A 9,169-nucleotide genomic window follows, 5' to 3' on the forward strand; every position below is an offset into this window, starting at 1 on the left:
TTTCGATTTCAAGTTACATCGAGATTACAAAAACTCAGTATGAAAACCTAGCTGCCTTTAGATTGTACTCTTCTTGCAAACTTGCATACATCATCTTGTAATCTTCGCAGAGCTGCTCTAATTTTTGCAAATTATATACAACGGCGTCGTGATTTTCTAAAAGTTCCATCTGATTGAAGGGGAACTCTTTTAATATAAATGCAATTTTGTATTCCAAATCTTCTCGCGTCTCTTCAAGCTCTTCTTCCGATAATTTTAAAGAAAGTTTTGGCAATTCTTTTTTAATCTTTCTTAAGCTTTCTAGGTCTTTATTTTTATAATGTTCTTTAATCTTGTCGAAATCTTCGTGAGAAAAGTCGTATAGCACAGGACTTACTCTATTTATTATCTCTCTATAGATGTCGTCTAATTCTTTTTTGTCTACTTTTGTATTTATCTCTTGTACTTCTTCAGACTTTTCTTCCTCTTTAAATTCCTTTTTTATGATCTCTTCCACATCTTGTGGAGTGTGAGTGTTTATTAGTTCAATTTTTCTTCTAAGTATTCTAATATTTAAATTAAGCTCCTCAGCAATGCTTTCAAGCTCGCCGAAAGTTTCATCATACTTTGAGGTAATCTCTTGCTTTTGATTAATTTCTAAATCGTCTATTGTAAAAATGAGCTCTGATATTAAAAAGCTCAAATATTTTTCATTCATTGTATCACCTGTTTTGATTATACCCCTTTAACTTTGTTTCAAGAATATATAAAAACTAAACTTCCCTCTTCAAAAATCTCTTGTGAGTGTAGTCCATTCCAATTGCCCCAAGAGGTGCCGTTATTATAATTGCCATTACTGCAACTGAAAGAATAATTTTACCAGAAGCAAGACCCATTGAAAGTGGGACTGATCCAATTGCAGCCTGAACTGTCGCCTTTGGCAAATAACTTATGACGCAAAACGCCCTCTCCTTTGCATCTAAATCTGTTCCCATTACAGATATAAATACTCCAATAGAGCGAACGACTAGGGCAATAAAAATCATCAAAACTGCAGCAAGACCAGCATCCACTGTGTAGCGAACATCAACTGCTGCACCCACTAAAACAAATAGCATAACTTCAGCAGCTATCCAAAGCTTGCCGAACTTTTCTGAGAGCCTTTTCGAAACAAAAACTGTGCTCTTCATCTTTAGTACGCTTGCCATAGCCACAACTGCAATAAGTCCAGACACTGCAACTTTTCCTTCAAGCCAGCCTTCGATAGCAACGAGAAGAAAGGAAAATCCAAGAAGGATTATGACCTTGATGCTGTTTCTGATGTATCTCTTTTTCCGATAGCATCTCTCAAAATAATAATAGAGCGCATATCCCACAGCCGCTCCCATAACGACTCCCAAAATTATAGAGACTGGAACGTTTAAAAAATCTTTAAAATTTGCAGAACTTCCCTCTGCCATCCCCAAAAATGTTGTGAATAAAACTATTACAAAAATATCATCACATGATGCGCCAGCCATAATCATCTGTGGAATAGCCTTCTCTGTGCCAAACTTTCCTTCAATATAATCTACCATTCGAGGCACAACTACAGCAGGCGAAACTGCACCGAGAACTGAACCACAAAGAGCCGCCTCGACTGTCGTTATCCCCAAAATCTTTGGTGCAAAAATCGTGTATGCCAAAATTTCAAAAGTTGCTGGCATAAAGGACATTAAAATTGCAGGCCTTCCTACTTTTTTAAGATCTTTTAAATCAAGAGATAACCCCGCCTTTAACAAAATAATTATTAACGCCATCTTCCTAAGATCTGCCGATATAGATAAAATTGACGGATCCAACAAATCCAAGACATATGGCCCGAGGATGATTCCCGTTATGAGCATTCCAATTATCTTAGGAAGTTTAATCAGGTTAAAAATTGAGCCCATGAAGAGGCCCACCAAAAAAATAAGTGCAAGTGATGTTAACATAAATTCCTCCCATAATCGCAAAAAAGCTGATGCTCCTGCGACAAAATCGTAGAAGTCATCAGCTACTAAGCAGTTTAGGTTTCCCAAGGGAGAACTTCATTCCCTTTCCTTAGAATTATATTATGAATTAAAATCTCGGTCAAGGCATAATCTATTTTGCACGAGCACCTTTAGAGTATCTTATCCTAATAAAAAATTTAAATGCGCCGTTAAACTTAAATAAATTAAACTTTTTCTTCTCCATCGTCTTCTAAAACTTTAAACCTCTCATAAACACTTGGGACTCTATATTTATCGTCGCTGTCATACTTTGTGAATATAAATAGTCCGTATGTTAAAAGAAGTATTGCTGCTGATAATACTACATCGCTCCATGTGATGGAAACATTTTCTATTACATTCGGATCCAAGTTATCTGAAAATAATACTGCTAGGTTGTTGTTGAGATAGTGAATGATTGTTGGCACCCAGATTGAGCCCGCCTTTGTGTAGGCGTATCCAAGAAATATTGCAAGAGCTATGCAACCAAGTATTTGTTTTATAAATGATGCAAGTTCCGTTCCGCTTGCTGAATAGAAAAATAAATTTAATGGCAGATGCCACACTCCCCAAATAAGTCCAACAAGGATTAGACCCATCCTCATTCCGTATTTTTTCTGCAAAATCGGTTGAAGGAAAAATCTCCATCCATACTCTTCTCCCAAAAATGGCAAGAAGCTCAAAAAGAAATTTATAATAACGATAAGTAAATAAATTATTTTATTTGCCTTAAAACTCTTAATAAAGTTTTCTAGCTCTCCATCAAGGGCAAGGCTTATCGCAGCGACAATAATATATATCGCAATAAATGTAAGCACTGCTTTTGTGCCCTCTTTAAAGGAGCGGCGGTTTAAGTTCGCAACCTCCTTCTTAGATTTATCTTGAAATATTATCACAAAGAAGAACACAAGAGATGCTATTAAGACAATATAATTTGCAAGACGCATATCTTTAGCAACAAATTCAAAAATTGTTGCCACAAATATTATTGCAGTAACTATTATGTAGAGCCTGTAAAAGTTCTTCGTTGTTTTTTCTAAGTCTAGATCACTAATAAGTATTGCTATAATTGCTCCAAAGGCTGGCAAAAACATTTGAAAGAGTGCAAAGTCCATAAGCGCGAGGCCCTTTATCTTTGCAAAATAAATTATTATCCCAAGGACAAAAGTCGCAACAAATGTTATAACCAAAAAGTTTTGCAGAAGTTTTTGTTCCGTTTTTTCTAATTTCTTTTCCATTCCTACCTCCATGGCCTTCTTTTTTAAATATTAATCTTTAGAAGACATTTTTCTAAATACATTTTTTATTTTCTACCCAATTTTATAAAAATTCTAATAAAAAAGGCCTGCCCATCTCGAGCAAGCCGTAAAGTTATTTATTAGTACATCAATGCTTCCATTGTTTTTATAAGGCCTCTTACATTAATTTGTGATGGTCTTGTTTTTTTCATTTCTTCATTTACTCTATCTATTACTTGTGCAACTTCCATTCTTTCGTCGCCCATTCTTCTTGCTTTTCTCATTTCGCTTCTTAATTCTTTTACTCTGTCAATTTCTGCTTTTGTAGCTCTTCTGTCTTCAGTAGATAGTGCTTCTGATACTGCTTGATCAAGTCTGTCAGATAATTGATAGATTTCTGCCACTGTTGCTTGTGGTTTTAATCTTTGGTTTGTTATTTCAGCAATTTCGCGGTCAAGCTTTTCTATTATATAAGATGGTCTGTCTTTTAGTTCGTTGTATTTTAAAAATCTCGCCTTGTGAAGTTTTTCGTCTAAGTCACTTCTCACATATAGATTTGCTGTGTCGTTAAGTGCCATGTCAGGATAAGATAGTAATTTGTCGCGAAGTGCATCAAATTCTTGGATATATGCCTTCATGTCAGCTGTTGTTGAGTATGGGTTTACTGCGTGAAGTAGTCCAACTGTAATGTATTCTGCAATTTCTACATGAGCTGCATCAACTTTTTATCTAAGTTCTGTTGTTGCAAATCTGATTGCTCTTCCCATTCTGATTACAACTTCAACTCTTGTTGGAATTGTTGAAAGGTCGTAGATGTTTGAGAATCCAATTCCTTCTTGGTTATCTACATCGACACTTGGATCAATTTCTAGGTCGCCATCAGTAGTTTGTAGGTCTTCGCTATTTACTTTCTTCTCCTCTGCTTTTACTGTTGCGTCGATTCCTTGTTCCAATTCGTCTGCTTTTTGGTTGAAGTCGTCAACTAATTTTTGTTCGTCGTCGTTTTTTACTACTACATTATTTACGTCGTTTCTTACGCTTTTGATTTTTTGTTTATAAAACGCAACGTCATCTATTTCTAGTTTTTCTTCTACATCTTTTGTGTCGTCGATGATTTCGCTTGCCAAAACTGTAGTTGTTGAGCTTGCAAGAATTAATACTGCCAATATAAATGCTATGATGTTTTTAAATTTTTTCATATTGTCCTCCTTAATATTTTATTTCAAATTCGCGAGTTACATCTTTAAGTGAAACTTCTCCCTTGAAGTCTTTTTTCCAAACTCCAAAGTCAAATCCGTTAAATGATACTTCTCCCTTTCCCCTATTCATGTAAGCTCTCTTTGTAACAGTTTTATCTTCTGATGTCAAAGTCACTTCGAAGGGGCCGTTGTATGGATTTTCATTTTCTGTTGCAGTTACTTCTACTTTAAAGATTCCACCTTTTCTTTCTGTTGTGTTAATTTTTTCTATATTATATAGAGCTTCTTTTTCTTCATTTACTTTTACAACAAAATATTTTTCGATGCCGTTATTTGTGCTGACTTTTATCTTGCAAGTTCCTTCTGATACTGCACTTACAATTCCGTCTTCACTTACACTTGCAACTTCAGGATTTTGTGATGTAAAAGTTAGGCTCTTATCCTCTGCTCTTTCTGGAAATACTAAAACTCTCTTTTTAAGGTCATATTCTTCGTTAACTTTAAGCTCTGCACTTGGAGCTGTAAAAGATATGTCCTTAACTTCTTTTGTGTCATTTCCAACAGGTGGCACTGGATCTATGTTATTGCCTTCTCCGTCGCTCATATAATAGTCGTTTGTTCCTGTTGCTTCAAGCATAGGTAGTGATGAATATTTGCCAGGTTTTAGAACTGTAAGTTCGAAGACTCCCTTAACTGCGCTGTCCTTAGATACACATTCAATCTTTACGCTACCTGTTTTTATTGGCACGATTTCTCCGCCAATTACTCTTGCAACATATGGATTAGATGATGTGATGATGTAGTCTTTGTTCTTTGCTTCAACTGGAAGTAGCACGGGGCTTATCTTTGTCTTTTTGTCTAGAGAAATAGCTCCCTTATTTCCTTCCATAAATTCTACACTTTTAACTCTAATCTTTGGACCAGCAACTTTTTCAATTGCCTCTTCAAGTTTTTCTTGTTGCGCGTCAAGTTCGCCACATGTTACAGTAATTCTCCACCACAAAGCGGCAGATTCTGATATAACTTTATTTAGTTCTTGTGCTTGGAATTTTCTGCCAGTTCTGTTTGCTTCGTTTCGCACCTTTCTTGCTTCTGCAATAACTCTGTGATAAGCTGACTTTTTGTAAATTGTCGCTATGTCTTCTGGCGACAAGTCGGGATAAGATAATAGCTCTTGTTCCAATGCATCAAAGGATGCGATGTATTCCATTATTGTTGACTCTTGTACAAATGGATTAAGTGTGTGAAGTATGCCCACCATAATGTATTCTGTTAGTTTTGTGTGAGCTGCAACGACTTTATTGGAAAGTTCTGTTGTCCCAAACCTAATCGCCCTTCCAATTCTAATTAGAAGCTGAACTCTTGATGGAATTGAAGTTACATCGTAAATTCCAGAACCTTTTTGGTTGGAGATACTACCTCTTTGTCTAAGTTGTGCCTCAAAATCATTGATTTCTCCATCAAGTTTAGTAACTGCCTCGCCATACTTTTCAAGGACTTCCTTGTACTCCTTGTCGTTTTCATCGACTTCAATGCCTTCAACTGCTTTTTGTGCCTCGAGTAAGTCCCCTCTTACTTCTGAAATTTCAAGTTCATCTTTGTGAGATAAAGATCCATCAGATGAATCGTCAATTTCAAGGCTCTCACCGTTAGCTGAATCATTTTCGATTACAACACCTGAATAAGATGCCTTTGACACTTCGAGTTTACTTGCATAGACTGGAGTAAATGCTGATCCAAGCATGAGTAGTGCTAAAAGAGCACTCGTCCTTTTTGTAAACTTCTTCATAATGTCCTCCTTTACTTATTTTATTTATATTTAGAAAACTAAATACCTTATTTATTGATAACGCCCTCTACATTAATAATATTTGCAGGCGATTTGCTCTTCTTAGAAAATTCATAAGTAATACTAGAAGCTCTATCTCGAATTTTTACATCAGTCTTAAAGTTTGTCCTCCAAACTCCAAACTGTCCGCCGTTATATTTAATAGTCGCCTCGCCTCTATTAAAGTAAACTCTATTTTCGCGAGTAATGGGTTTATCATCTTCGTAATCTGCAATTGTAGTTATGATTGCAGGGCCAGAATAACCCACTCCATTTTCTTCTGCTCTTAGCGTCACTGTAAATATTCCAGCGCTTCTGTCTGAAATCTCTATATCTGTAATTTGAAGTTCTTTTTCGTCAAACTTAGGAAGCACATTTACATTTACTTCTTTTGAAATGTTATTTACAGTCATAACTCTTACGCTTGCTTTTCCAATTGACTTTGCAGTGATTATTCCGTCGCGACTTACACTTACAACATCGTCATCGCTTGATGAGTATCTGAGTTCTTTTTGTGTTGCAGTTGTCGGATAAATATTTATTTTCTGAGATAAATCAAAATCATCGCCCTCGTTTAAAGTGATTGATGGAACTGTAACAGATAAAAACCTTGGAAGAGTCTCGTCAATATCTGGCTTTGGTGGAGTTGGATAGTCGTCATCGCCTGGTTTTGGTGGAATGTAGTCGCCACTATCCACATCTTGCTCACCTATTATTGGAATCTCAGGCATTAGGTCGAACCTTATATCTTTTGGAATGACCTTTAAATAAAATCTTCTCCTGTAAACTCCCTTTGACGTTTGAATTTCAGCATAAATATTTGCATCGCCCGTCTTTAGTGGAGTTATCTTTCCGTCTTCCCCAACTTTTATCACATCACTATTTGGAGTAAAAAGTTTCACTGGAGTATCTTCAAAACCTTCTGGCAGAACTTTTGTTGATAGTTTTCCAATATTATTTACTCTAATAAATCCATTTTCGCCCTCGTTAAATACTACATCATTTGGCTCTTTAATCACGTCGACATTTGGATCTTCTGGCACAATCTCGTCGTTTTTTGGAACTTCGCCAGTCGTTGTGATTGCCTTTACACATGCATTTGCGTTTTTCACTTCAGTATAAAGATCTGTCCAACTTTCTCCCGTCGGTGAGACGAAGGACTCACCCTCATTTGATGTGGCTTTGCTCGAATAATTTTTTATCGCAGCTTCAATTGGAAGTGGATATCTGTAATTTGATCTAGTTGAGTCCATGTATACAACTATGGCAAACTGCTCATTTTTATCTAGCTTGTGAGAACCCACATCAATTGTGTAGTATCCAGGATACTCAATAGTTCCGCTTGCTATCTCAACTCTATCGCTTGAAAGCTGGCTCGTCTTTTTTATATTCTTAACTAAGTAAATTTTGTAATCAGTGTCCATGCTGACATTGTAAAGTCCAACTTCGTGTAGAGTTTCAGAGTCCTTTGCCTTAAAAACATTTGCCATAAAGCCCTTCTTGTTGTAACCAACAGAACGAGTCGCACCTAGTGGATCGTACTGATAAATCTTTCCCTCTGGATCCATATTTTTTGCGATAAAGACTGCATTAGAAGTTCCTATGTGAACATCTTCGTAGGACACGTAGTAGTAACCGTTATCCATGTAGTCAGTTCCCCAACTGTTTTTGCAGATCCAGGCGCCGTTATTTTGTGGCTTGGCAGTAAATTTATTTTTAGAAAAATTATCGTCCCATCCCACAATTGTCACAGCGTGATCAGCTGGGCCACCATGAGCGTTGTAAAAAGAATTGTTTCGTTCGTTCTCATAATATTTAGAAGAATTTACAACGGTATAAACTCCGCCGTACTTCATTATCGCAAGCTTTAAATTTCTCGCGTCGCTTTCACTCACAACATCGGGAAGATACATGACCTTGTCGATTTCCATTGAACGAACAAGTCCCTGTGGCGAAAAACTAATTACAGGATCATATGGATCATCTGCCTCGCGAACGGGACCCTTCCAACTTGCCAAGTAGGCAGTTGCAATGTCTCTATTGCCCCCGTCGTTTGGTCCCCAATCAAAATCGTGAGTGTTTCGAAGGTGCTTTTCACTAAAATCGTACTTGCCATACTTTGCAAGCACAGACTCCATTGAGCCATATGTAGCAAAAGCCCAACAAGAACCATTCGGCCCCTGACTTCTCACAGGACTTACTCTATTTTCTTCCCTGAGATCGTAACGAGCTGGCACATATTCAGGCATGCTCCTAAAGCCGACCTTCATGTGATTAAAATTAATATTTAGAGGAGACGCGATATTGCCCGCCTTTTGACTCTCTAAATAGCCATCTGAAATCGGACTGAGCTCCAACCTCTCGCCGTCACCTTTTGAATCTTCGACAATTTTAATCGAATCTTCATCCTTTAAAACTGAATTTGGATCAGCTGCATTTGCAAAAACTGGTCCAAACAAAAGGCTAATACACAATAAAAATAAAATAATAGCATTAAACTTTTTCTTCACTTGATTACCTCCATTCAAATTTTATATTTTATGTTGAAATAATAAATACGAAACATACCTCTTTGAAAAAGCAGTGCACAGATGACTCGTTAAAGTGTGCTGCCAAAAAATTTTAGAATTTCCTTTAAAACTCTATAAGTATTTTTTAAAAAAGTATTCTCTAAATTGAAAATAAAATAAGTTTTCGAACATTTAATTAAATAAAAACATTGTTAAGTACGTTACATACTCTATTCAAAGTGTATACAATGCGTTTTACCTCTTTTTGAAATACAGTTTTTATTATAACATAAGAAATGGATATTAAAACAGGAAAACTTTTTTATACAAAAAATTTACATTTCATCTCAAAATAAATTGCAGGAAAAATCCTTTAAAAAATACTTATAGAGTTTTAAAGGAA

General features: G+C 36.2%; 6 protein-coding genes, 1 pseudogene and 1 riboswitch. All 7 genes and pseudogenes read right to left on the bottom strand.

What is annotated here, in order from left to right; translation table 11 throughout:
• Positions 1 to 34: 34 nt before the first annotated feature.
• The gene (locus ACOX6R_RS02490; RefSeq protein WP_433446894.1) at positions 35 to 697 is read right to left on the bottom strand and encodes a hypothetical protein; all 663 of its coding nucleotides are present in this window, start codon (positions 695 to 697) and stop codon (positions 35 to 37) included.
• A gap of 55 nt (positions 698 to 752) precedes the next feature.
• Positions 753 to 1,952, bottom strand: coding sequence for a cation:proton antiporter (locus ACOX6R_RS02495; RefSeq protein WP_433446896.1), 1,200 nt, complete (start codon positions 1,950 to 1,952; stop codon positions 753 to 755).
• Between the two features lie 42 nt (positions 1,953 to 1,994).
• Positions 1,995 to 2,065: riboswitch (Fluoride riboswitch) on the bottom strand.
• A gap of 111 nt (positions 2,066 to 2,176) precedes the next feature.
• Positions 2,177 to 3,229 (bottom strand): CPBP family intramembrane glutamic endopeptidase, encoded by a 1,053-nt coding sequence (locus ACOX6R_RS02500; RefSeq protein WP_433446898.1) that lies wholly within the window; start codon positions 3,227 to 3,229, stop codon positions 2,177 to 2,179.
• A 140-nt stretch (positions 3,230 to 3,369) separates the two neighbouring features.
• Positions 3,370 to 3,942 (bottom strand): annotated as a pseudogene (locus tag ACOX6R_RS02505) (CAMP factor family pore-forming toxin); the annotation flags it as partial.
• Positions 3,943 to 3,954: 12 nt separating this feature from the next.
• Positions 3,955 to 4,428, bottom strand: a complete 474-nt coding sequence (locus tag ACOX6R_RS02510) for a hypothetical protein (RefSeq protein ID WP_433446900.1) — start codon at positions 4,426 to 4,428, stop codon at positions 3,955 to 3,957.
• 10 nt (positions 4,429 to 4,438) lie between these two features.
• Positions 4,439 to 6,217 carry a CAMP factor family pore-forming toxin gene (locus tag ACOX6R_RS02515; RefSeq protein ID WP_433446902.1) on the bottom strand — a complete coding sequence of 593 codons (1,779 nt, stop codon included), beginning with the start codon at positions 6,215 to 6,217 and terminating at the stop codon, positions 4,439 to 4,441.
• A 47-nt stretch (positions 6,218 to 6,264) separates the two neighbouring features.
• A complete protein-coding gene (locus ACOX6R_RS02520) occupies positions 6,265 to 8,766 on the bottom strand; it encodes a lectin like domain-containing protein (RefSeq protein ID WP_433446904.1) in 2,502 nt (833 codons plus the stop codon).
• Positions 8,767 to 9,169: the final 403 nt, after the last annotated feature.

Origin of the sequence: Peptoniphilus sp. (genome assembly GCF_050943655.1) — a bacterium.
GTDB lineage: Bacteria > Bacillota > Clostridia > Tissierellales > Peptoniphilaceae > Peptoniphilus_A.